The sequence below is a fragment of the candidate division WOR-3 bacterium genome, from assembly GCA_039804025.1.
Classification (GTDB): domain Bacteria; phylum Hydrothermota; class Hydrothermia; order Hydrothermales; family JAJRUZ01; genus JBCNVI01.
In genome coordinates, this window is the sequence record JBDRZP010000002.1 from 15,067 (window position 1) to 38,990 (window position 23,924).

Consider the following 23,924-nt stretch of genomic DNA (forward strand, 5'->3'; position numbering starts at 1 on the left):
TCTTTTTATTTAAAATTTATAGAAAAATGTCAAATTCAGATATAAATCAGGATCTGGTTTTATTCCCTTTTCTTCATCATAAAATACATACTTAATGTTTGGCATAAAATGAACATCCTTATAAGGTTTTAAATCAAAACCCGCGATAATAAGATTTGAGGGAGCAAGTGAAGAGAAGGGGGTATAAGATATTTTGTTTCCGTCAAGATTTTTTTCAAACATTTTGTCAAATCTGAAAATTAGGGATGTTTTCTCAGTAGTATTAAAGATAAAATAAAAAGAACCTATGCTGTAATTAATTGATGTATCAGGATCCTGAAGTCTACTTTGAGTGGCAAATTGAGCACCCATTCTCATTTTTTCCTTCTTAAATCCAATAAAACCCTGATATGTATAAACCTGTCTATGACCTTCTGCATCAAAGTAGTCTCCATAAAATTCTATTACGAAATCTCCCGGATAAAAACCGAGTGAGAAATAAAAAGCTTTCTGTTTATTTACCTCAGATTTTACACCCTCACCATTTCCAAACATAAAGTGATATTTGATTTTTTTAGATTCACCCAATCCTCCTTTTAAGGCAAAGCCAAAATCCCTTGCGGAACCCATTTTTTGCAGATCAAGAGGTGTTTTTTCAATAGAGCGATAACCAAAATGTTCCTCAATTACTTCCCATGTGGGGGTTGCTGAAATACCAAAAATCAAATCAAATATTGGTAATTTCCATTTCAAATAAGCATCCTTAACATAAGGAGTAAGTAAGCCACTGGTTTTAAAATCTCCCGGACTATTAAACTCGAGTCTGAGTCTTGTGGAAAAACTTTCTGAAATATCATAATCATAGGTAAAATAGATCCTCCTGAACCAGAAACCATTGAGGTTTTTCAGTGTGCTATCATGATGTAAAGCCACGAAATAGTAATCGCCAAACATATACCCTGATATTCTCCCCTGTGCAAATAGGGGAATACTTATTACACATATTGTGATTAGTTTGATTATTTTAGACATTTTACCCATCCTTCTTTTAATGGATTTGAACCTAATAATATAATATTGAAAAATTAAAAAAATCAATTAATTAAAAAATTTTTGTCTTTTTAATTTTTTTAAATATTCAAGAACTTTTTCCTTTCTATACCATCTGCTTTTTTCTAAATAAATCTCAGCCTCATTTATTAATTTTTTTGCTTCCTCTTTGTTTTTGTTCAGAACATAATAACATTCAGATAAATATAAACGGACAATTCCTTTATTGTAATTTGAATTTTGATTTTCTACCATAGGAAGAAGTTTCAAATAAATTTTCTCTGCTTTCTCAAAATAACCACTTCTTCTATAAGCACTTCCAAGGGTAAATAAGGTTCTCCTTGATTCTCCAAATTCCTGATAGAATTTCTCAGCCCATTTAAAAGCACTATCCCTCATCTTCTCCCTTAAAAAAATTTCTATAAGCGCATCATAGGAATTTGCTTTCATAAAAACCCCTCTTAAAATACTCACTTTTACCTCCTCAACACCCTTTTGTCTTCTATCACCTTTAATAAAAGTTTTACCAACATACTTCTGAAGAATGCTTGCCCCATAATCATAAATTCCAAGAGCCAAATAAGAATCAGGATAATTTTTAAATTTTTTTATAATGTTATATGCCTTAAATCCCTTTGTAAGTGCCTGTAAATAATTTTCCCTTAAACCCTCAAACATAGCAGAAAATGCTAAAAAAACACCCTCCAAGAAAACAATATCCTTATCTTTTCCCTTATATTTATCACAGAGTGAAAGTCCCTTTTCTATACTCTTAAAAAATTTTTCTTCAGAGTCTGGCTCATAAAAATCCAAAAAATATTCAAAATACCTGATTGTTTTTAAAGAATATAAAATCGGATGATCTTTATATTTATTGAAATACCCCTTTTCAAGTTCAATTGCACTTAAATAATCCTCTTTCCATAGATAATTCAAATATTCCTCAATTTTTTCTTTTTCTTTCTCTAAGATAATAGCAAAAAGTAAAAATAATTTAATCAAATTTTCGGAAGAACTATACCCTTTTGAGCCTGATACTTTCCCTTTCTATCCTTATAGGAAATCTCACATATCTCATCACCTTCTATAAAAATAACCTGTGCTATTCCCTCATTTGCATATATCTTCGCAGGAAGAGGAGTTGTATTTGAAATTTCAATTGTAATAAATCCTTCCCATTCTGGCTCAAGGGGAGTTATATTTATAACAATTCCACATCGGGCATAAGTTGATTTACCAAGACATATACCCAGCACATTTCTCGGGATCCTGAAATATTCAACACTTCTTCCAAGGGCAAAGGAATTAGGCGGAATTATACACTCATTACCTTTAAATTCTACAAAGGACTTTGGATCAAAATTCTTGGGATCTACAACTGTTGAAAAAACATTTGTAAAAATTTTAAATTCATCAGCAATTCTTATATCGTATCCATAAGAAGATGTTCCGTATGAAATTACATTTTTTGTAACAAGAGTTTCAGAAAAAGGCTCTATCATCCTTGCCTCAAAAGCCATTTTCTTAATCCACTTATCGTTTTTTATTCCCATTTATTAAATTTAATTAAAATAAAAGGGGGAAGAGGAAATTTTTATAATCCCCCTCCCCCACAAATTTACTTTCTTTCTCAGTAACTTGAAAAGGAATAAAGAATACTTATTGAGGTAAAGAAATTACTCAGTCTTCCTGTAATGAAATAGGGACCATTATAGAAAATATCAGGGGAAGCCTGAGCATCTACTCTTAAATTACCCCTCTTATAAGCAAAACCAAGGGCAAGTGGAAGTAAATCCTGTGATGTAACACTTAACTTTCCAGTAGGAGAAGAGAAGTAATCATCAGTATAACTTCCCCAGAGATCTTTTCTTGCTGCAAGTCTCAAGAGGAAGTATTTTCCAAGGTCTGCTTCAAGTCCTGTAACTGCTCCAAAAGAAAATCTTCCCTGTTTACCAGCATCACCATAATCATTAGAAGTATTTACAATCTGGAATCCTAAAATAAAGTTTAAGACATCTATTGGCTGGGTATTAATTCCAATATTGAGTCCAAAGCTTGAAAATTTATCAGTATATTCAACAGTCTGTCCTCCGGCTCTTTCCTCTATTGAATTATCAGAACTTAAAAAGTGAAAACCAACTACAAATGATGTGTATTCTGAAAGGGACCTCATATATCTTGCATCAAAAGAAATATCAGAAGTTCCTTTTGCTTTTGTTGTATCACGAGGTGTGGCGCTCTTTACATCAAAGGAGTGAATGTTAAATTTAAAAGCTGCATCAATAAAGTCGGTTTCGGAGAGATAAAAGGTAATGCCTGGATTTAAGGAAATTATGTTTGCGCTTTCCTTATTTTTAAAACCAGCACCTGTTGTATCTTCATAGGTTCTACTGTAATTTCCAAATCCAAAATTGAGTCCCAAACCAAGCTTTTCACCTAAATATTTTCCATAAGAGAGCATAAAACCTTTTATAGTTCTGTAAGGATATGTATATACTGGAATATTTAAATAAACTCCAAACACACCCTTTGAATGGTTTTCTCCAAGACCAAAATAACCTTTTAAATAGGCATTACCTGAAGTAAGAGTAGCTTCATCGTAAGCCTCAAGAACAAGATAACCAGGAAATGAAAGAATCTGAGAAGGATATTTAAGAGCAAGAGCATCGTCCTTTAAGAAATCAGCCACTCCTCCAAATGTAGTTACTCTTGTCTCTGTAGCAGAAAGCACTCCCAAGAGGAGTGCAAGAGTTCCTAATATTTTCCTCATATATTACCTCCTTTTAATTTTTTTTATTAATTACACTCTTAAGGATTTGAACCTTAAAAAAATTTATTATGGCCCCGGGTGGACTTGAACCACCGACCTTACGCTTATCAGGCGTACGCTCTAACCACCTGAGCTACGGGGCCTAAAATTTTATAAACTTGTAAATTTTATTGTTTAATTTTATATAATAAGTTCCTGACTTAAAATTATTCAAATTCAAAACCCTTTCTGTAGAAGAAATATTTCCAGAAAGTAATCTCTTTCCAGTGATATCGTAAATTCCATAATTTATAGAACCTCTAAATCCTTTTATTTCAAGATTATTCCTTACAAGTGTAGTTATGTATAACAATTTTACATCCTCCCTATTTCTTTCAGCTACAGAAGTTACACCTATAATATAAAGTCCCCTTCCCATTTCATATATAAGAACATAACCACCTTCAAGAGCAAAGATACCAACAGGATTTTCAAGATTAATAGGAACCGAATTTATATTTCCATCTGGAATTTTTCTGTAATAAATATTTTTTTCTCCAGTTTGATTGTTAAGGAAAAGAGAATAAATGTATCCATCATAGGATAGTGAAGAATGAATAAGAATTGATGAGTTATTCGGTCTTTTAATAGCCGTATCTATTATTGAGTTATTTAAATCATAAGACATAAGATAGTTTTTAAAGGTATTAGAATAAAATACAAAGGGAGAACCTTTTACATAGTATAACTCACCTGCATCAGGTAAATATGTTAAAGCTGAAAAATTTAATCCATCAAAACTTGCATATAGAGTGTCACTGTTTTTCAAAACAAAAATTGTATCACCTTCACCAGCTACACTACTTATGAGACCAGAATAAATTGTGTCAAAAGTAATCCCACCATCTGATGATTTTATGAGAGTTGAATCATTCCATAGATAAAGAGTATTTGTATTTGAACCAGGTAATATATCGTAATAACTTACAAGAGAACCATCAGAATTTTTTAAGGTAAAATTCTCACCTGTATTATTAGAGAAAAACAAAACTCTCTGGAAAGGAGAAGCAAATATTCTGAATTTAGATGTTAGAAGATAAAGGCTTTTTGAAGAAAAATAAAAGTTTTCAACAAGATTGTTACCAAAGAAAATTAAATTACCCTTAAAAGAAAGCTCAGAAAAACTACTATTTATAAGGTCAAAGCTTCTGTAAACAATTCCTCCATCTGTTATTAAAAAAGTTGTATCTTTCTTTGATGTAACCTGTCCTGGTCCCCAAAGTAAAACTGCCTTTAAACGATTCTTATACCTTGTCCATGTATTTCCCCTGTTAACAGTGTAATAAACCCCGTCATTTGAACCTATATAAAAAGTGTCATTCAATTTTGAATTTCTATAGGTGGGTTCAAAGAAAAAGGGAACTAAAGTGGTATCAAGATAGGAATAAGAAAAATTATTACCAAATGTTCTATAAGCTTTAAAAATACCTCTATCAATTACAGAAGATATTAAAAAGGTATCTGAATTTAAAGGTAAAATATCTATGATAAAACCAGGATAAAGAGGAAAATTTGGAATTAAATTTACATTATTCCAGGTAACACCAGCATCTGTAGTGTATAGAACACCGCCTGATGCAGGATCTAAAAATATAACATTTTGATTCTGAGGAGAAAATCTCAAGGAATAAATATCTCCAGAAAAGGGTAAATTGTAAACAGAAAAATTGTTTCCACCATCAGTTGAAATTAAAAATTTATTCGCTTGACCATAAGCTGCAATTGCAATTACCTGTTGGTTAAAGGGGAAAACATCAATAACATAGTTATAATTACCAGAATTCAAATAATTTTCAAGATCGCTAATAAAATTAAAAGTATAACCACCATTATCTGACCTTAAAAGAGAATCACCGGAAATAATGTAAATTGTTGAACCAAGCGCATCCAAAGCCCCAATTTTTGAATTTAAACTCACTATATTTAACGTGGCAAAATTATCATCAGTAAAGTAAAAGGATAAGGAATCCCTCAAAAGAAGAAATGTGTTAGATGAAATCATTACTCCACTTTTACCGAGCCTAAAATTGAATCCTGAATACGGTATAGCAATCTCAAAAGTATCACCAGCAAAAACATCCTCACATTTATGAAACTCTAAAAAAGAAGGCAAAACCACCTTTTTTAAATTAACTTCAGAAGTTATAGGGTATAAAATTGTTCCACCCTCAGGTCCTATGTAAGTAAGAGGATAGAAAGAATTTATTTTTACATTTGAAAAATTTCGCAGATCCCATTTCCAGATAATATGCTCTTTCGTAAAATTTAAATTTACCCTTACTGCACTGAAAGCTAAAAAAATAATTAAATTCATAGCTTAAAAGTTTTTTTTTGGGGATTGAACCCTTAATAAATTTTTATATTATAATAAGAACAATGAAAATTTTCAATACTATAAGTAAAAAAATTGAAAATTTTATTCCCTTGGAGGAGGGAAAGGTCAAATTTTATTTCTGTGGAATGACTGTCCAGGATTCACCACACCTTGGCCATTTAAGAGCATTTCTATGTGCTGATATTCTTGTAAGGTTCTTAGAATACAAAGGTTATAAAATTAAATTTGTTTTAAATATTACTGATATTGATGATAAGATTATTCAGAAGGCAATTAAAGAGGGAAAAGATTTTAGGGAAATAGCAGAAAGATATGAAAGGGAATTTTTTGAAGTTAGTGAAAAGATTAATTTAAGAAAAGCTGATATTTACCCAAGAGCAACTCAACATATAACTGAAATTTCCGAAATTATAAAAAAATTACTGAATAAGAAGCTTGCTTATGAATCTGAGGGAAATATATGGTATGATGTTTCAGAATTTGATGAATATGGAAAATTGTCGGGTAAACCCTTAGAGGAACTTGAAAAAGGAGCAAGGGTTGAACCGGACCCAACAAAGAAGGACCCCCTTGATTTTTCTTTATGGAAAAAGAGAAAAGAAAATGAGCCCTTCTTTTATTCACCCTTTGGAGAAGGTAGACCCGGATGGCATATAGAGTGTTCTGCAATGAGTATGAAACACCTTGGTGAAACAATTGATATCCATGGAGGAGGCGAAGATTTAATATTTCCACATCATGAAAATGAAATTGCTCAGAGTAAAGGAGCAACCGGTAAAGAATTTGCAAGATACTGGTTTCACACAGGATTACTGAGAATGAAAGGTGAAAAAATGAGTAAATCAACTGGACTTTTTTTCAGAGCAATTGATGCTCTCAAAAGATATCACCCTGATGTTTTGAGATACTTTTTATTAAAAGCCCACTATAGATCACCACTTGAATATGATGAAAATTCTCTTGAAGAAGCAAAAAAGTCATGGGATAAAATAAAAGATGTTATTTTTAAAGGGGAAAATAAAGAATTAGAGGGCTTTTCACCTCCAATTAGGGAATATTTAAAAAAATTTGAATCAGCACTTGAAGAGGATTTAAATACCCCTAAAGTTTTTGCAATTTTACATGAGTTAAAAAATTTAGCTAATAAACTCTATGAGGAGGGTAAAGAAGAATTTTTCGAAGTAAAAAATTTAATGATTTTTATACTTAAAATTTTAGGTTTTAAACTGGATGAGGAAAAAATTAATTCTTCCCTTTTAAATAACCTTCTTTCAACAATAATTGAAATAAGACAATTGCTTAGAGAAGAAAAAATTTTTCATTTAAGTGATAAAATAAGGGAAAAATTAAAAAATTTTGGAATAGAACTTTTAGATACAAAAAAGGGAACAGAATATAAAATTTTAAAATAATTTAGAGAAGTTCTCTTAAATATAAACCGAGCTCTTCTCTCTTTACACTCTCTGCCCATCTTTTTCCCTCTTCTCCCATCTTCTTTGCAATAGAAGGATTTCTGAGTAAATAGATAATTTTCTCTTTAAGCTCATCTTCATCTCTCGGGTTAACTAAAAAACCTGTAACTCCATTAATTATTGCATCCTTACATCCACCCTCCCCTCCTATAACAGGTTTACCAAAAAAAGAAGCCTCCAAGAAAACAAGTCCAAAACCCTCACCCAAAATACCCTTATAATTTTTCTCAACCCTTGAAGGCATTACAAATAAATCACATATTGAATACCATGCATAAAGCTCATCATCAGAAATTTCTCCTTTAAAAATAACACTTTCTCCCAATCCTAAAGATTTAGCCATCTCTTCATAATAACTTTTTAAACCCCCACCACCGATTACTATATAAACCGATTCTGGAATTTCTTCCTTGACTTTTTTAAAACTTCTTATTGTTAAATCAACTCCCTTATACCTGTTAAACTTTTCTAATCTTGCAACAGTTAAAATAACCTTTTTCCCGCTAACTTCCCTTGAAACTTTTTCAACCATTTCTCTTGAGGGATACTTAATTTCTGGTAATGGATGCCTAATTTTTTTTATCTTTTCTTCAGAAACAAATCTCTTTAAATAATCTTCTGAAAATTTGCTTATTGTTATAACATAATTTGCAAAATTCAAAATATTCTTTATTAACCAGAATCTTCTTTTATCCATAACTTCAATTGCATGTGTCCATTGTATGTATGGAACTTTTAAAATTTTTTTTAAAATAAATGCAGAAATACCACTTAAAACATGCCCTGAATGTATAACTATTTTTTTCTCTTTATTTTTTAAAACTTCTAAAAAAAGAGAAAAGGTTAAAGAAAAAATAAATAAAAAAAGCCTTAATTTTTTTGGCAAAAAATAAAAAAATTTATTCAACCTTTTAATTTTATAATTTTGATTAAAATCAAATACTTCTGAACCTTTAAAATAGGGGGCAATTACAGTAAGTGAGTCTGAAGGAAATGTCCCATATATTGAAGAAAGACATCTTGAAATACCTCCTCTAAAAGGTGGATATTCAGGTGTTATCAATATATAGTGTTTTTTTTCCATTTTTTTATTATAATATATAACTCTTATGATTTTAATAATAATTTTTACCTACTATGCTCTTGAATTTCTAAAGGAATTACCCGATGCAAAAGGAGTATCACTTGGTTTTTCTAATATCTCAGAAAATAATATTAACTTAACACCCTTAAATCCCTCCTTAATACCCGATTTTATAAGCTTAAATTTTGGAACCCAAAACTTTGCACTTTTAGCAAATTACTATCTTTTTGGATTTTCTCTTCCCTTTAAAAATATTAAAACAGGTTTTTTATGGATAAGAACCCAGATTGATGAAATCCCAGAATACCCTTTCTTAGAAGAAAATGATACTATCCCTAAATTAAAAACAGGTGAATTTTCAAGTATTGAAGAAGCCTTTTTAATTCCTTTTAAGTTTAAAAATTTAAATCTTGCTTTCCAGTTTAAAATTATTAATAAAAGATTTAAGGATTTAAAAGGAAAGGGAATAGGTTTTGACCTTGGCTTTAAAAAAGATTTTAAATTAAAAGGAATAAACACTTATCTTGGGATTTCTTTACTTGACCCCTTTGGAACTAAAATTTTATGGAACAGAGGAAGTGAAGATAAAGAAAATATTAAAATCTTAACTTTCTTAACCTTTAAAAAAAATTTAAAATTTATAAGTCTCGCATTATCAGGTAAGATTGGATATGATATAGAACTTCTTTATTCATCAGGAATGGAAATAAAAATTAAGGATATTTTCTCAATACTTGCAGGTTATGATAGAGAACCAAGATTCGGAGCCGGTCTTGTCTTTAAAAATTTTGAAATATACTATTCCTTGAGAATTCATGAACTTGGTCTCATAGAAGTAATAAACCTTTCTATAAAAAAATGATTTTATTTTTATTTTTATTTTTATTTTTAAACTTTTCCTCAGATTCCCTTTTATATTCAAAGTATGTAAGTGGACATTATTTTTTAACTGATAATAAAAATTTTAGTGCTGCTGAAAAAAATGGTTATGCCTTTTTAGTTTTTACAGGTTATCCCCATTACCTAAACTCTGATATTTATTATATTTTAAGAACACCAACTACAACTTTCATAGATACACCAATCAAAATTTTTGAAGACCCTCCTTCAACAAGACCACCTTACGATGGTTCCCCTGTTCTTGTTATAGATTCTTCTTACAATTTCAAACTACATATTTTCTGGAATTCAGAAAGAAATTTAGGAGGATACCCCTTCTGGTGGCAAACTGATATATTTTATTCTTACTCTTTACCCCCTTATATATATTTCCCTGGTATTGAAAATATATCCAGGGATACAAATTCCTTTGATCTTTTTCCCAGTGCCACCTGTGACCTTGATAATAGAATCTATGTTGTATACTGGAAAATAAAAGAGTGGGAAGAAAGCATTTATTTAGCAGAGAGAGATAATTTTGGTAACTGGATAAATAAGAAAATAACCAATGAAAATGAGTTAGCAGAAAATCCCCTTATAATAACTTTAAAGAATAATGATAAGGTGATATTTTACTATGAAGCAATATCAAAAAAAATTTTAGCAAGGAAATTTAAAAATAACATTTTTCAGGGACCCTTTGAAATTGCAAGAGGATATAACTATTCTGTGAATTTTACCGGTATTGAATTATATATAACTTACATAAGGAATGATTCACTTTTTTTAAAAATAACAGATTACAGTTTCAATACAAAAAATAATTTATTTTTAGATAAAGGAGAAGGTTTTTACCTTAAAAACCCATCATCAATTTTCTTTTTTGATACCCTTTTTATTTTTTATGAAAAGGGAAATAACATAAATAGTGATATTTATCTTATAAAATACAAAAATCCTTTAATAGAAAAAAATTTATTTGTCACTTCTCTTGGAAAAAATGAAATCCCGATACCCCTTATAACCTCAGAAGGTGAATTTTTTGTTTTTTTTCAAAGCGATAGAAGTAAATATACAGGAACACTTCCCTATGGCTTGAGTCATATATATTTTAAAAAGAAGACCTTTGCTTATACCATTAAAAGAGATAAAAGGAAATTTCTAACTTTTTCATTACCCACTGATAAAAAAGAAATAGAAATCTATAATATTTCAGGAAGAAAAATTAAAGGAAAATTTAAAGATGGAATTTATTTTTTAAAAAATAAAAAAGGAGAAAAGTTTAAATGTATCTTGTTTTAATAATTTTCTTAAAAACAGGAATTTTTCTTATCAATGATAACATAAGGGATAAAATTAAAATATATAGAGAAGGATACTTTGGACCTTATAAAATAGCAATTGGAGAATCTAATTTTAATTTTGAAAAAAATTTTACTATCTCAAAGAATCTTGATTTCTATGGAAATATTTTAAAAAAATTAGCCTTAAATCCTTCATATATTGAAGAGGCTAAAAATGTAAATCTGACAAATTTTTTAGAAACTGACACACCCTTAAATTTACCTAAAAATTTAGTTTTAATTTATACAAAAGAGGAAGGACTTTACTCAATAAAGGGGTATATGTTATCTTCAAAAGGAATAAATCTTGATACAGTTAATCCAGATTACATAACAATTTTAGGAAAAGAGGGAAAATTACCTATTATAACAAAAGGTTTAAATGATGGTAAATTTGATCCTTTTGATGAAATAATTTTTTATGCAAAAAGATTGCAAAGTATAAACTCCTTTTATGACCTTTATTCCTTTGAAAATACCTATATTCTTTTCTTTAACAGAAATCCGAAAGTGGAAATACCAGAAGAAGATGCAAAACCAGATAATGATACTTCATATATAAATAGTGGAATTTTCAAATTTCATTTTGAAGAGGAAAGATATTTTCCTGATCTTGACCCTGCTCATTCAGATACAGAGGATATATGGTTTTTTAGATATTTAACAAAATTAAAAGAAGAAACTCTAAAAATAAAGATTCCTTTAGCAATTGATTCTAATATTTATAAATTAAAACTTAATTTTGATTCAGAAGAAACTCAAAGTTCTGACTGGATACATAAAATTTACTTAAAAATCGGAAATTACTTCATTGATAGTTTTATTTATAACTCAAGAAGTCCATATACTATTGAAGTAGAAATAAAAGGATTTATTTTAAATTCTGATTCTTTATTCTTTATACGGGAAAAATCAGATATACCAAACTATTTGAATTATATAGAAATTGAGGGAGAATTTTTGCTTAATTCAAATAAATTAGATAACTTAAAATTTGAATTAAAAAATATAAATAAAAACATTGTTATAAAAGGTTTCAAAAATAAACCTTTATTCTTTATAAATATAAACAAAAAAAATTACAAAAATTTTGAAATCATAAGTTATATTGAAAATGGTAAAACCTATTATGGGTTAAAGGCAAAAATAAATGAAAATTTACCCTCTTTATTTTTTGTAACAGATAAAACTTTATCACCTGATTCTATTATTTTATACAGAATAGAAAAAGATGTTAGAAAGGTAAGTGGTGCCAATGCAATAATTTTATATCATCCTGAATTTAAAGAGTTTGCTGACTCATTAGTCTTATTTCATTCATCACCCAGTGGTGGTAACTATAATATAAAAGCCTTTTCAGTTAAAGATATTTATGTTCAATTTAACTATGGGATAAAAAGTCCCTTTGCAATAAGAAAATTCCTTAAATACTTTTATATAACAAAAGAGCCAAAATTTAATTATTTAATAATCATAGGAGACGCAAGTAAAGACCCAAGAGATATTTTAAAGGGTATAATGAAAGATAAAGTTCCAACCTTTTTGTTTCCATCAACTTTTTATCAATTCCAATCTAATGCTATATTTACAGGATTTTTCTCCTCTGATTTTTACTATTCAAACATAATAGGTGATGACCCATTTCCTGATATAGTTGTTTCAAGAATTCCAGTTCAAAATAAAATTGAAATGAAAATTATGTTAAGAAAAATAAAAGAATACTCAAAAAAAAATCCAGGAATGTGGAGAAGACATTTTATTTTAGCAACAGAGAAAAAAACAGGACAGGGTAGTGATATATACACACAGATAAATAACTTTCTAAAATCCTTAATGAAAAAAGGAATGACTTATGTTGAACCTGATGAAAATGAAACACCTGAGAATTTAATTAATTACCTTTCAGATGGAGCATCAATTTTTAATTTTATAGGGCATGGAGGAATACACACTTTATGGGTAAAAGGTGCATTCAGACAGGAAGACCTCTGGGAAACTACTAATTATAAAAAATGTTATTTCTTTACAGCACTTTCATGCTGGACTGGAGAATTTGGCATGATAGATGCAAGAGCCTTTGGTGAAGAAATTCTCCTTTTACCTGAAAGAGGAGCTATTGCATCAATCTCCTTATCGGGAAGTGGAAAAGAACCAGGAAATTTAAACTTTGATATAAGTTCTGATTATACAAAATCAATTTTTATAGGTTATTTAAGAAATTCAATAAATAAAATCGGGGACCTTGTTCTTTACTCAAGAATGTATTTACTGTCAAGATTCTCAATTCTTGATAAATTTGTTGAAACAACTTTAAAAACATCAAATTTACTCGGAGACCCGCTGTTAGATTTACCTGAATTAGAAGAAGTAAATGTTAAATCCGATAAGAATTACTATAATCCTTCAGACAGCGCTCTTATTTATGTTCAAAATCCACAAATTGTTTCAGGAAGTTCAGCTTGGGAAGTAATCTATAAAAATTTAAAGGATGATATAATTTTAAGAGAATTATATACAAAAGCCTTTGATAATGGGGAGATAAAAATTAAATTTCAAATTCCTCAAACAATTACAAGGGCGAAAGCAGAAATAAACCTTTATGCCTTTGGTTTAAACCCCTTTAAAGAAATAATTTCAAAGGGAAACTTCAGTGTAAAAATATTAAATGTTGATTCAATATATTTTAAACCTGACATTTACTCAGAAGATACCTTTAGAGTCTATGCAAACTTAAGTGCTTCTTATCCTCTTAAATCCTGTGAATTATGGTATTCTATGAATGATACCTTAAATCCACAAAATTTAATCAGAGTTACAATGTCAAGAATAAGTAGAAATACTTTCAAAACAAATATAACTCTTCCGCCTTTTAGTAGAAAATATTTCCACTATGCATTTATTGCAACTGACACCTTCTTTAATAGCCACTTTTCCGATACTCTCTATTTAAAAAATAAAACTTTAGCTGACCTTGTTTTAAAAAAGAACTTAATAAATATAACACCTTCTACAAAATTTCCTGAAATAAATTTTCCCTTTACAAATTCAGGTGGAAGGGATGCAAATAATTTTTACATTTTTTATCTAATAAAAACAGGAAGATTTTTTAAAAAAGACTCTGTTTTTATAAATACCTTTAAATCACATGAAACACAAATTCTAAAAATTCCTCTTCCCTGCACCACCTATTACAGCTATAAAATAATTCTTGATTATAAAAATAGTGTAAAAGAAATAAGTGAATTCAATAATTCAGATTCGGGTATAATAAGGAATCCTTACATATATGTGGATACATCAGGTTTTAAAGGTAAAATAAATTTTAAAAATTTAAAATTCAATATGGAATTTTATCCATCAAATAATTTGTCAGTATATGAGTTAAAAAAGTTAAAAAATACTTCAATAGAAGACTCTACAATAAAAATTATAGGAATAAAAGAGAATAACAAAAAGGATACAATTGGTAAATTTATTTTTGAAAATATTAATGAAAAAAAGGATGTTATAATAAAAATAGATAAGGACTCCTTATGGCACAAAATTGATTATTATTATGACAGTTTAAATAATAAAATTGAGTTCTATTTAACTCAAAAAGGTGAAATTGCCCTTTTTAATACTTATGATAATAAAGGTCCTTTAATTGAAGTTTATTATAAAAACAGAAAAATAGAGGAAGAAAAATTCAGAATATCAAAAAATCTTGATTTAAAAATTCTTTTAAGAGACACTTCAGGAATAGACCTTATCTTTAAAAAACCAGAAATAATATTTAATAATTCAAAAATCAATTATGAAAACTCAATGATAAGAAAGGAAAAGGGAGTTATAATAAATTTAAAAGAAGGTCCATTTAAAGAAGGTATATACCCGTTAAAACTTTTAGCTTTTGATGCAATGGGAAATAAAAGTGAAAATGACTTTTTGGTTGAAGTTTTTGTGCCTTTTGATATATTATATTACGGGAACTATCCAAACCCGGCAAAAGAAGGAAAAACAATTATATTTTATGAATTAACAAAGGAAGCAGAAGAAATGGAAATAAAAATTTATACAGTTTCAGGAAGACTTATAAAGGAATTTATAACCGATGATGAGGGAAGACCTCTTAATCTAAAGGGAAAACATAAAGTTACATGGAATTTGAGAGATTTTTATGGAAATAAGGTATCAAAGGGAATATATTTTTTACTATTAAAGGGTAAAAGGGGGGAAGAAAATAAAAAAATCAAAGCAAAAATTGCAGTGGGTGAATAATGAAGGATTTAAAAGAATTAATTGAAAAAGAAAAAGAACCTTTAAAAAAACTCTTAACACTTGTAAAGATTTTAAGGGAAAACTGTCCCTGGGATAAGAAACAGAATTTATCTACTTATAAAAGGGAACTTCTTGAAGAGTGTTATGAGGTGATAAGTGCAATAAATTTCAATGATAGGGAAAAAATAAAGGAGGAAATGGGGGACCTTGTTTTAACAGTTTTCATGATGCTTGACGCCATTGAAAGGGAAAACATAGAGAAAAAGGAAAATATTATACTCAATGTTGTAAAAAAAATGATTGAAAAACACCCTCATGTTTTTGGAGAAGAGAATCTTTCAGAAAAGGAATTTTTAAAGAGATGGGAAATTGAGAAGAATAAAAAAGGTCTTGATATGGAGGATAAAGTTTTCCCAGCACTCTTAATGGCAGAAAAATTATCAAAAAGAGCAGGGAGAATAGGATTTGATTGGAATAATGCTGATGAAGTTTTTAGTAAATTAAAAGAAGAAATTGAAGAATTAAGAAATGCCATAAAAGAAAAAAGTAAGGAAGAGATAGAAGAAGAACTGGGGGATATACTTTTTGTATTAACAAATATAGGAAGACACCTTGGAATCTCAGCAGAGATAGCACTTTCAAAGGTAAACGAAAAGTTTATAAAAAGATTTAATGAAATGCTTTCAATTTCTGAAAAAGAGGGAAAAAACTTTTATAATTTGAGTATAAAGGAAATGGATGAATTATGGGAAAAAGCAAAAAATAATTTAAAAAACAAGGAGAAAAAATATGAATAAAAAATATGGAATTTATATAGATGTTCAAAATTTACAGGCAACCTTTGAAAAATTTAATCAGAGCGTAAGATATGATAAATTCCTTGAATTCATAAAAAATAAATACGGTGAGCCCTTCAAAGCAGTCTGTTTTGTCCCCTATAATCCAGAGGACCAGCACAGAAAGAGATTGATAGATGCACTCTCCTTAATGGGTTATAGAGTTGTGACAAAACAGATAAAACATTTACCTGACGGCTCTTTAAAAGCAAACATGGACCTTGAAATATGTCTTGAAATTGTTAAAGCCTCTGATTATTTAGAACAAATTATCCTTGTTACAGGTGATGGAGATTTTGTTCCACTTATTGAAGAACTAAATAGAAAAGGTTGCAGGGTTATAACTATAGGACCAATGAAAGGTGCAACTTCCCTTGAACTTATAAGAGTTTCTGATGAATATTACAATTTAAATGAAATAGAAGAAATAGTTATTCCAAGGGGTTCATCTCAGGAAGAAATAAAAGAAGAAATATATTGAAAAAATTTATATTTTTAATTTTATTAATATCCTGTACAGATAATTTTATAATTTTCAAAGGTGAATTTAATAATCTTGTTTTGTCGGCAGGTTCTTTAAAAAATGCTAAAAAATTTTTAAAAAAAAACCTTGAAATTATACAATTTACTCCAAGAGAGGAAAAAATAATAGAGATCTTAGATATTGATTCTCTTGAAAAGGAGGAAAGATTTCTTTATCGCTATTACATCATAATCTCTACCCCAAACTCAAAAAATTTTGATTTATTTAAAAGCATATTCGGTGAAGTTAAAAGAAGTGGAATTTATATAAAGGAAAACCCTTTTTTGAACGGTTCATCGGCATTGGGTATATATGGACAGAAAGAAGAGGAAATTTTGAAAATTATATCAGAAAAAAGGGACACAATTTTCAATATATTTTATAACAAAATGTTAAAAAACTTAAGAGAACTCTCTTATTTTCCTGGCAAAAGAAAAGACCTTTCTGAAAAAATTTTTGAAAAAACAGGAATTAAAATAGAAGTTCCAGTTGGTTTCAACATATTTAAGGAAGGAGAAAATTTCATAATTATAAATGCCCATTATCCTGATAGATTTATTTTGTTCTGGAAAATAAATAAAAAAATAAATCTTTTACCTGAAAGGATTATGAGATTAAGGGATAGTTTTGCTAAAGACGTTTATGCTGGTGATAGTGTCATAAGAAAATTTGTTAATTATAAGTATAAAAATATAAATGGTAAAAGGGCAATATATTTATACGGTGCATGGGGAAATCTTAATCTAAAAGTTGGTGGAGGATTTGAATCCCTTGTATTTGAAAAAGATGGAAATACAATTTTTATTGATATTGGTGTTCATGAGCCAAGAAAATGGAAATTGAAATATTTAAAAATGATGGAATCCTGGGCTTTTTATCCAGATCTTGAAAATGGAAAGAATAATTGAATTTCTTCTCAATCCATTAAATTATGAGGAAAAACCTGAAAAAATAGAGAGAATTGAAACTCATATATCAATTGTTTTTTTATCTGATAAATATGCCTATAAGTTAAAAAAACCAGTTAATTTTGGCTTTCTTGATTACACAAGTCTTGAAAAAAGAAAATATTTTTGTGAAAGGGAAGTAGAACTGAATAGAAGAATGGCTGAAGGTATCTATGAGGGAGTTATTTTTATAGGTGAGGAAATGGGCAAATTATTTTTCAATAAAGGAAAACCAGTTGAATATCTTGTAAGAATGAAAAGGATCCCTGAAGATACACTTTTATCATATATTATAGAAAAAAATTTAGCAAAAGAAGAGGATTTATATAAAGTAGGAGAATTTCTCGGAGAATTTCATTTAAAAGCAGAAACAAATGAAAAAATAAGTAAATTCGGGAAACCAGAGGTATTCAGGATTAACACCGATGAAAATTTTACTCAAACAGAAGATTTTGAAGAGGATATTTTAAAGAAAAAAGATTTTGAGTTTTTAAAAAATAAAACAGAAGAATTTTACAGAAAATATTATGATTTAATGTTAAAAAGAGTAAGAGAAGGTAAAATAAAGGATTGTCATGGTGATATAAGGCTTGAACATGTCACTTTTTTTGAAAATAAAATAAGAATAATAGATTGTATTGAATTTAACGAAAGATTTAGATTCGGTGATATTTTACTTGATGCAGTTTTTTTAAAAATGGAACTTGATATAATGGGAAAGGAAAAACTCGGTGATTGTTTTATAAAAGGGTGGTTAAATAAAACGGGTGAGAACTTTGAAGAAATTAAACCACTTTATTATTTTTATTTATCTTACAGAGCATATGTTAGAGGAAAAGTAACAGGTTTTCTTTTAAGAGATAAAAATATAAAAGGGAAGGAAAAAATAAAGGAAAGAGCTAAAAAATTTTTTATGATGGCTAAAAGTTATATGGAAAAAATTTAAAAAAGTTCTTTTAAAAAGGGATTTTCTAGTTTTTCTTTCTCAATATCGGTTTTAGGTCCATGCCCAGGGTAAAGTTCATAATTTGGAGGGAAGTTATTAATTAAATATAAAAGGGAATTTTTCATGTCTTTCCATGAGCTTTCAGGAAAATCTGTTCTACCTATACTTCCTGAGAAAATTAAATCTCCACAAAAAATCTTTTCATCTATTTCATAAAGAAGATGACCCATTGTGTGTCCGGGCACATGATGAACCTTAATTTTTATTTCTCCTATATTAATTTCCTCACCACCCTTGAGTAAAAAATCAGGTTTTTTAAACTCTCCAGGGTCAAAACCTAAAAAATTTTTTGTAAAATCTCTTGCAGAATTATAAAGATTTAAATCCTTTTCAGGAATATAAACTGGAATTGAATCAATACATTCTATCATAGGAATACCAAGAACATGGTCAAAATGGGAATGGGTAACAAAAACTGCCTTCAAATTTAAATTCCTTTTTGTAAGAATTTCTTTGATATTTTTATAACTTCCACCTGGATCAATGATAATTGCATTCTTCTTTTGATCAAAAACAATATAGGTATTTACATAAAGAGGAGGATAAATTACTTTTTCTAAATTAATGTCTGAAATACCTTTCTTTTATAAAATAAAGGGAAATGTCATTTTCATCTGCAGCCTTTACGATTTCTTCATCCCTTATTGAGCCTGAAGGAGCAACTATTGCAACAATTCCCTCTTCACTTGCTTTATCAATTGAATCCCGGAAAGGAAAAAAACCATCAGAGGCTAAAACTGCTTCGAAAGTAGTAAGTCCGAAGCTTTTCGCTTTTGAAAGGGCAATTTCAAGAGCCCTTATTCTTGAAGGTTGTCCTGAACCAATTCCAAGTGTTCTTTTTGCCTTAACAATGCAAACCGCATTAGATTTTACATATTTTACAACTTTTAAAGCAAAAAATAAATCCTCAAGTTCTGATTCCTTTGCTTCTCTTTTTGTCATAAGCTCCCATTCTGAAGGTGGTAAAGTTTTCTTCATTTTTTCCTGATAAAGTATCATATCAAAACAGGTTCTTAACTCATATTCAGGAACAAAAAATTTACTCGAGTCTATTACTCTTAAATTTTTTTTATTTTTAAACATGTCTAAAACTCCTTCTTCAAAAGAAGGAGCAATTACAATTTCAAAAAAATGTGATAAAACTCTCTCAGCAGTGATCTTATCAATTTTTTTATTAAAAGCTAAAATTCCACCAAAAGAAGATTCAGGATCAGAAAGATAAGCCCTTTCAAAAGCTTCATCAAGGGTTTCACCTGAGGCACAAGCACAGGGAGAAGTATGTTTTACAATCACACAGGTAGGTTCATCAAATTCACTTACACATAAAAAAGCAGTCTCAATATCAAGAAGGTTATTGTAAGAAAGTTTTTTACCCTGAAGGGGCTCTATAAAATCAATTCCATAAACAAAACCCTTTTGCTGAGGATTTTCCCCATATCTTAAATCAAAAACTTTTTTACCACTTAGTGTTAAATATAAAGGCTCACCACCTGCTTTTTTTCTGAAAAAATGAGAAATTACAGAATCATAAAAGGTAACATATTCAAAGGCTTTTGCTGCAAAATAAAATCTTTCTTTTTCCTTTAAACCTTTTTCATAACACTCAATAAAAAATTCATAGTCAAGGGGATCAACAAGTGGTATAACCCTCATAATATTTTTACATGCAGCTCTTATTAAACTAACTCCACCTATATCTATAAACTCATAAATTTCCTCACCTTCCTTTCCTTCTTTAATTTTTTCATGAAAGGGATAAAGATTAACTATTACTACATCAAAAACATCTCCTTCCTTTGAGAGTATCTTTTCATAAATAGTTGGATGAAGTGTTTTAATTCTTCCCTGAGCCAGACCCTCTGATTCAATCCCCAGATCGATAAGACCCTTAACTTTTATATTCTTTTTTTCAAGATATTCCTTCGTTCCTGAGGTAGCATAAATTTCAAAATCTTTTTTTAGCAAATAATCTGATAGAATTTCAATTTTTGTTTTATCAAAAACTGAAATGAGTGCTTTTTTCATAAATTAAATTATAAAATAAAGAATGGAAAAATTAAAAGAAAAAATTTTAAATTACCTTCAAAGAAAAAACAAAAAAGAAGTAAAATTAAAAAAATTAATTAAAATTTTGCACTTACAAAAAGAAAATAAAAATAAGATAATTGAAATTTTAAAAGAATTAGAAAAAGAAGGCACTCTCAAACTTATAGAAAATAAAAAAATAATATTCACTCAAAATAAAATTATTGAAGGAAAAATAGAGGTAAAACAAGGGGGGTTTGGATTTTTAATTGTCGATAAGGGAAAGGATATATTTATACCCAAGAGATTTTTAAAAGGTGCAAGAGATGGTGATTATGTTAAGGTAGTTATAACTAAATTTAAAGAAAGAGGACCTGAAGGAAAAGTTTTAGAAATTATAAAAAAATCTTTAAGAAGATTTTCTGGAACCTTATGGAAAAGATACAGGGATAATTTCATTGAACCAGATCAAGATTTTCTTCCAAAGAAAATATACCCCCTTGAGAGTTTAGAAGAAATTCCGTCAGGAAATAAAGTGGGATTTATACTTATAAACGGGAATAAAGCCAAAGGTATAAAAAATCTCGGTAATCCTGAAGACCCAGAAACCCCCTTTAATCTTATAAAATATATTTATAATCTTCCCGAGGACTATAAGGAAAAATATTTTGATGAAGAGGTTTTAAAAAGAAAAATTAAAGAGGAAAAAAAAAGAAGGAAAGATTTAAGGAATTTAGTAACCTTTACAATTGACCCTTATAATGCAAAGGATTTTGATGATGCTATAAGTGCCTTTAAAAATAAAGATGGATATGATTTATTTGTCCATATAGCAGATGTTTCCTATTTTGTTCCACTGAATTCAAAAATTTTCAGAGAAGCTTACACAAGGGGAACAAGTTACTATCTTTTAGATAAAGTTATCCATATGTTACCAAAAGAATTATCTGAAAAGTTCTGTTCTCTTCAGCCAAGTAAAATCCGTCTTGCTAAAACAGTTCACATTATCCTTGATTTTAGAGGTAATGTAAAAAAATTTGAAATTTATAACTCAATTATAAAATCAAATAAGAGACTTAATTATGAAGAGGCACAGGATATAATTGATGGTAAAATTAAAATTAAGGAAAAAGAAATCTATAATTCTCTAAAAATAGCAGAGGAAATTTCAAAAATTTTAAAGGAAAAAAGAAGGAAAAGGTTTTCCCTTGATTTTGATTTACCTGAACCAGAAATACTTTTCACAGACGAAGGAAAGGTTAAACTTATTCAACTTGAAAAAGCAGTATTTACTCATTCCCTTATAGAAGAATGTATGATACTTGCAAACAGGATGATTGCAAAATTTTTTGCTAAAAAGAATTTACCTTTTATTTACAGAATCCATGAAGAACCAGATAAGAAAAAACTTGAAGAACTTAAAAAAATTTTATTAAAACTTTTAAAAGAAGAAAAACTTAAAAAAATTCTATTAAAAGATGAATTAACTTCCCGTGATTTATTTGAAATAATTGAGGGTGTCAAAGGTAAAAGGGAAGAATTGATAGTTATAAAAAGTATCCTTAAAGCAATGAAACAGGCAAAGTATTCTGTGGAAAATAAAGGTCATTATGGACTTAAATTAAACTTTTATACTCACTTTACTTCACCAATAAGAAGATTAGCAGATTTAACAGTTCATAACCTTTTAAATTTTGTTATGGAAAACAAAATGAATAAATATCCTGATGAAGATGAATTAAGGGACATAGCTGAAAAGGCATCAGAAACAGAAAGAACAGCACAAAAAGCTGAATGGGATATTGTTGATATGAAAATTCTTGAACATCTTAAAGAAAGAATAGGTGAAAGAGGAGAAGGTTTTGTAACAAATATAAAAAGTGATGGATTTTTTGTATATGTTCCTGAATTTTACTTTGAAGGATTTGTAAGTAAGGATTCCTTACCTTTTAAAACAATTTTTAATATTGAAGAAAAAAGAATCTATCTTAAAAACAGAAAAATAATTGATATTGGTGACAATGTAAATGTTTTTATTAATAGAGTTGATATTTATGGAAAAAAACTTATATTAAATCTTGCTTGAAAAATTTTAAAAAAGATTTTATATATAAAATACCTCTCTTTAAAGGGTTCAATTCCCAAAGGGAGGTAAATAAAAGGGGGGAAATATGAAGGAAATTATAAAATGGGATCCCTTTAAAGAAATTTCTTCCTTAAGGGAAGAAATTGACAAACTATTTGATTCGTTCTTTGGCAGGAGAAGTTTTCTTTTCGGTGAAACAGAAACTTTCGTTCCTGCTTGTGATCTTGAGGAAACAGAAGAATCCTTTATAGTTACTGCTGAACTTCCAGGAATGAAAAAAGATGAAATAAAGGTTACAGTTGATGAGGATGGTATTACAATTTCTGGTGAAAGAAAAAGAGAAAAAGAGGAAAAAGGAAAAACCTATCATAGAATTGAAAGAAGTTACGGGAAATTCCAGAGATATATACCTTTTCCCAAAGAAGTTCAGCCTGAAAAAGCAAAAGCTTCTTATAAAGATGGGATTTTAAGAATTGAAATACCAAAGAGTGAAAAGGTAAAACCAAAAGAAATAAAGATTGAAATAGAAGAGTGAATCGAACCTTTTTAAGGAAAGATTTCCCCGGGGTAATTCCCCGGGGATTTTTTTAATATAAATTGAATAAAAAACCTTTTATCGGTGTTACCCCTTCTTTTGATATTCAATCTAACAGATTTTACTTAAATATTAAATATACAAAAGCAATACAGGAAGCAGGGGGAATTCCCCTAATTATTCCGTATACTGATTTTAAAAATGAAATAAAAACTCTTTTAGAAAAATTTGATGGATTTTTATTAACAGGTGGGGGAGATGTGCATCCTTTATATTACAGAGAGGAGCCTAAAAAAACAAGAGGAGTTGTTCCTGAAAGAGATATTCTTGAAATAGAAATTGTTAAAGCTTGTTTTTTAAATAAAAAACCATTTTTTGCGATTTGCAGGGGCTCACAGGTAATGAATGTGGCAATGGGGGGTAATTTAATTCAACATATTAATTCAGAGATAGAACATGAGCAATCAGCAAGTCACAGTAAATTAACTCATACAATAATAATAGAGAAAGAAACGCTTTTATATGATATTTTTAAAAAAAGAGAGATAAGAGTAAACAGTTTTCATCATCAAGCTGTGAATAAATTGGGAAAAGATTTAAAAATATCAGCAAGAGCAAAAGATGGAATTGTTGAAGCAATTGAAAGTGATAAACACCCCTTCTTTTTAGGAGTGCAATTTCACCCTGAACATCTATTTGAGGAAAACAAAATATTTTTAAAACTCTTTAAAAAATTTATAGATTCATGTAAATAA

At 28.8% G+C, this 23,924-nt stretch carries 19 protein-coding genes and 1 tRNA gene; 11 read left to right on the top strand and 9 right to left on the bottom strand.

The genetic code is table 11. The features are described 5' to 3' along the window. Nucleotides 1–9 precede the first annotated feature (9 nt). From ABIN73_01000 to ABIN73_01025, 6 genes are all read right to left on the bottom strand, one after another. Nucleotides 10–1,011 (bottom strand): hypothetical protein, encoded by a 1,002-nt coding sequence (locus ABIN73_01000; protein ID MEO0268305.1) that lies wholly within the window; start codon nt 1,009–1,011, stop codon nt 10–12. Nucleotides 1,012–1,077: 66 nt separating this feature from the next. Further along, complete coding sequence (locus tag ABIN73_01005; protein MEO0268306.1) at nt 1,078–2,031, bottom strand: hypothetical protein; 954 nt, start codon at nt 2,029–2,031, stop codon at nt 1,078–1,080. Beyond that, nucleotides 2,028–2,582 (bottom strand): dCTP deaminase, encoded by a 555-nt coding sequence (gene dcd / locus ABIN73_01010; GenBank protein ID MEO0268307.1) that lies wholly within the window; start codon nt 2,580–2,582, stop codon nt 2,028–2,030. Before dcd ends, ABIN73_01005 begins: the two co-directional genes overlap by 4 nt. Before the next feature lie 77 nt (nt 2,583–2,659). Beyond that, entirely contained in the window at nt 2,660–3,799 is a 1,140-nt protein-coding gene (locus tag ABIN73_01015; protein MEO0268308.1) for a hypothetical protein, read from the bottom strand. A gap of 69 nt (nt 3,800–3,868) precedes the next feature. Next, nucleotides 3,869–3,942 (bottom strand) — tRNA-Ile (locus ABIN73_01020). Continuing rightward, nucleotides 3,942–6,152, bottom strand: a complete 2,211-nt coding sequence (locus ABIN73_01025; GenBank protein MEO0268309.1) for a hypothetical protein — start codon at nt 6,150–6,152, stop codon at nt 3,942–3,944. The genes ABIN73_01020 and ABIN73_01025 overlap by 1 nt, the downstream gene beginning before the upstream one ends. Nucleotides 6,153–6,214: 62 nt before the next feature. On the opposite strand from ABIN73_01025, the gene cysS reads away from it, so the two are divergent. Then, the gene (gene cysS, locus ABIN73_01030; GenBank protein ID MEO0268310.1) at nt 6,215–7,585 is read left to right on the top strand and encodes a cysteine--tRNA ligase; all 1,371 of its coding nucleotides are present in this window, start codon (nt 6,215–6,217) and stop codon (nt 7,583–7,585) included. Between the two features lies 1 nt (nt 7,586). On the opposite strand, the gene ABIN73_01035 is transcribed toward cysS, so the two are convergent. After that, nucleotides 7,587–8,729: a glycosyltransferase family 4 protein gene (locus ABIN73_01035; protein MEO0268311.1), complete on the bottom strand. Its 1,143-nt coding sequence runs from the start codon at nt 8,727–8,729 to the stop codon at nt 7,587–7,589. Nucleotides 8,730–8,754: 25 nt separating this feature from the next. On the opposite strand from ABIN73_01035, the gene ABIN73_01040 reads away from it, so the two are divergent. The 7 genes from ABIN73_01040 to ABIN73_01070 are packed head-to-tail and all read left to right on the top strand — an operon-like array spanning nt 8,755 to nt 18,463. Next, nucleotides 8,755–9,591, top strand: coding sequence for a hypothetical protein (locus ABIN73_01040; protein MEO0268312.1), 837 nt, complete (start codon nt 8,755–8,757; stop codon nt 9,589–9,591). Further along, a complete protein-coding gene (locus ABIN73_01045) occupies nt 9,588–10,910 on the top strand; it encodes a hypothetical protein (GenBank protein MEO0268313.1) in 1,323 nt (440 codons plus the stop codon). Before ABIN73_01040 ends, ABIN73_01045 begins: the two co-directional genes overlap by 4 nt. Continuing rightward, on the top strand, nt 10,895–15,211 hold the full coding sequence (locus ABIN73_01050) for a C25 family cysteine peptidase (protein ID MEO0268314.1): 4,317 nt from the start codon (nt 10,895–10,897) through the stop codon (nt 15,209–15,211). The genes ABIN73_01045 and ABIN73_01050 overlap by 16 nt, the downstream gene beginning before the upstream one ends. Further along, nucleotides 15,211–16,008, top strand: a complete 798-nt coding sequence (gene mazG, locus ABIN73_01055; GenBank protein MEO0268315.1) for a nucleoside triphosphate pyrophosphohydrolase — start codon at nt 15,211–15,213, stop codon at nt 16,006–16,008. The genes ABIN73_01050 and mazG overlap by 1 nt, the downstream gene beginning before the upstream one ends. Further along, complete coding sequence (locus ABIN73_01060) at nt 16,001–16,528, top strand: NYN domain-containing protein (protein MEO0268316.1); 528 nt, start codon at nt 16,001–16,003, stop codon at nt 16,526–16,528. The genes mazG and ABIN73_01060 overlap by 8 nt, the downstream gene beginning before the upstream one ends. Continuing rightward, nucleotides 16,525–17,478 (top strand): DUF4837 family protein, encoded by a 954-nt coding sequence (locus tag ABIN73_01065; protein MEO0268317.1) that lies wholly within the window; start codon nt 16,525–16,527, stop codon nt 17,476–17,478. Before ABIN73_01060 ends, ABIN73_01065 begins: the two co-directional genes overlap by 4 nt. After that, the gene (locus ABIN73_01070; GenBank protein MEO0268318.1) at nt 17,462–18,463 is read left to right on the top strand and encodes a gluconokinase; all 1,002 of its coding nucleotides are present in this window, start codon (nt 17,462–17,464) and stop codon (nt 18,461–18,463) included. The genes ABIN73_01065 and ABIN73_01070 overlap by 17 nt, the downstream gene beginning before the upstream one ends. Here the strand turns inward: ABIN73_01070 and ABIN73_01075 are convergent. Together ABIN73_01075 and purH are read right to left on the bottom strand one after the other, a co-directional pair. Then, the gene (locus ABIN73_01075; GenBank protein MEO0268319.1) at nt 18,460–19,098 is read right to left on the bottom strand and encodes an MBL fold metallo-hydrolase; all 639 of its coding nucleotides are present in this window, start codon (nt 19,096–19,098) and stop codon (nt 18,460–18,462) included. The two genes, ABIN73_01070 and ABIN73_01075, sit on opposite strands and share 4 nt — an antisense overlap. After that, nucleotides 19,085–20,548, bottom strand: a complete 1,464-nt coding sequence (purH, locus tag ABIN73_01080) for a bifunctional phosphoribosylaminoimidazolecarboxamide formyltransferase/IMP cyclohydrolase (protein MEO0268320.1) — start codon at nt 20,546–20,548, stop codon at nt 19,085–19,087. Before purH ends, ABIN73_01075 begins: the two co-directional genes overlap by 14 nt. A 22-nt stretch (nt 20,549–20,570) precedes the next feature. Between purH and ABIN73_01085 the strand changes: the two genes are divergently transcribed. The 3 genes from ABIN73_01085 to ABIN73_01095 all read left to right on the top strand — a co-directional run bounded on the left by ABIN73_01085 (nt 20,571) and on the right by ABIN73_01095 (nt 23,924). Beyond that, complete coding sequence (locus ABIN73_01085; protein MEO0268321.1) at nt 20,571–22,634, top strand: VacB/RNase II family 3'-5' exoribonuclease; 2,064 nt, start codon at nt 20,571–20,573, stop codon at nt 22,632–22,634. Nucleotides 22,635–22,719: 85 nt separating this feature from the next. Next, entirely contained in the window at nt 22,720–23,169 is a 450-nt protein-coding gene (locus ABIN73_01090) for an Hsp20/alpha crystallin family protein (protein ID MEO0268322.1), read from the top strand. Between the two features lie 62 nt (nt 23,170–23,231). Continuing rightward, entirely contained in the window at nt 23,232–23,924 is a 693-nt protein-coding gene (locus ABIN73_01095) for a gamma-glutamyl-gamma-aminobutyrate hydrolase family protein (protein MEO0268323.1), read from the top strand.